Origin of the sequence: Devosia sp. (assembly GCF_034675085.1) — a bacterium.
Classification (GTDB): domain Bacteria; phylum Pseudomonadota; class Alphaproteobacteria; order Rhizobiales; family Devosiaceae; genus Devosia.
Map to the genome: position 1 here is coordinate 1 of NZ_JAUCDN010000468.1, position 1,756 is coordinate 1,756.

The following is a 1,756-nucleotide window of genomic DNA, read 5'->3' on the forward strand; positions in this document are numbered from 1 at the left end:
AAACCAAAGTCGGCCTCAGGGCGAGGCCGCTTCCAGCTCGTCGATCAGCCCCTCGATCATGGCAAGGCCGAGCGACCAGAATTGCGGGTCCTTCGCGTCGAGCCCGAAGGGTGCCAGCAATTCGGAATGGTGCTTGCTTCCCCCGGCCTTGAGCAGCTCGAAATAGCGCTCGGCGAAACCCTCATTGGCCTTCTCATACTGCGCATAGAGCGAGTTAACAAGGCAATCGCCGAAGGCGTAGGCATAGACGTAGAAGGGCGAGTGGATGAAGTGGGGAATATAGGCCCAGAAGATGTCGTAGCCTTCGTTCTGCACAACAGCGTCGCCCAGTGATTCCTTCTGCACCTCCAGCCAGATGCTGTTGATTTCCTCGGTGCGCAGCTCGCCCGCCTTGCGCGCGGTGTGGACCCGCCGCTCGAAGCTGTAGAAGGCGATTTGCCGCACGACGGTGTTGAGCATGTCCTCCACCTTGCTCGACAGAAGCGCGAAGCGCTGCCTGGGGTCGGTGGTGTTGTCCAGCATGTGCCGGAAGGTCAGCATTTCCCCGAAGACGCTGGCCGTCTCCGCCAGCGTCAGCGGGGTATTGGCCAGGATCGGCCCCTGCGCCGCCGCCAGCCGCTGATGCACGCCATGGCCCAGCTCATGGGCCAGCGTCATCACATCGCGCGAGCGGCCCATATAATTGAGCATCAGATAGGGGTGGGCACTGGGCACGGTGGGATGCGCGAAGGCGCCGGACAGCTTGCCATTGCCGGTGGGCGCGTCGATCCAACCCGAATTGAAAAAGGGCGCCGCCACCTCGGCCAGCCTGGGCGAGAACTTGCCATAGGCTTGCATCACCGTATCGACGGCGCTGGTCCAGTCCCAGACGCGTTCGTCGCTGGTCGGCAGCGGCGCATTGCGGTCCCAGGCATTGAGCTGGTCCTTGCCGAACCATTTGGCCTTCATTTTGTAATAGCGGTGGCTGAGGCGCGGATAGGCGTCCTCCACCGCCTTTTGCAGCGCATCGACCACTTCGCGCTCCACCGAATTGGCCATGTGGCGGCTGTCGGCGATGTCCTTGTAGCCGCGCCAGCGGTCGGAGATTTCCTTGTCCTTGGCCAGCACATTGGTGATGTGGGTGAAGAGCCGCGCATTTTCCGCCAGCGTCTTGCCCAGCGCCCGGAAGGCGCTTTCGCGCTTGGCCTCATCGCGCTCGCTGAGCAGATGCAGCGTCGATTCCATGTTGAGGCTTTCCCCATCCACCTCGAAGACGAGGCTGGAGAGGGTTTCGTCGAAGAGCCGATTCCAGGCCGAAAACCCGGTGACCGACTTGTCGTGGAACAGCTCTTCCAGTTTGTCGTCGAGCTGATAGGGCCGCGCCTTGCGCAATTCGTCGAACCAGGTGCGGTAGCGCGCCAGTTCGGCATCCTTGTCCAGCGCCGCGTCCAGATCGGCATCCTCGATGCGGTTCAGCTCCAGCTCGAAGAACAGCACGCGCGTGGAGAGGTTGGTCAGCGCCTCATTGGTGTCGCCCATGAATTTGGCGCGGTCCGGGTCGGTGGCGTTCTGCGCATAGTGGAGAAACGCGAAGGAGCTGATGCGCCCGCTCAGATCGCCCAGCGCCTCGCTGTCGCGGATCGCCTCGATCAGCCTGCCCCCTTTGGTCAGCTCGGCCAGCTTGCCCTTATAGGTCGCCTCGAATTTTTCCGCCCGCGCCTTGGCCTCGTCCAGCGCCGCGGCGAATTCGGGGCTGTCCTTGCCCGGATAGAGATCG

At 62.7% G+C, this 1,756-nt stretch carries 1 protein-coding gene; it reads right to left on the reverse strand.

Going from position 1 to position 1,756, the window contains the following annotated elements:
- Positions 1 to 15: 15 nt before the first annotated feature.
- Positions 16 to 1,756: M3 family oligoendopeptidase (locus VDP82_RS17795; RefSeq protein WP_323016150.1), on the reverse strand; the 1,741-nt coding region annotated here is incomplete at its 5' end.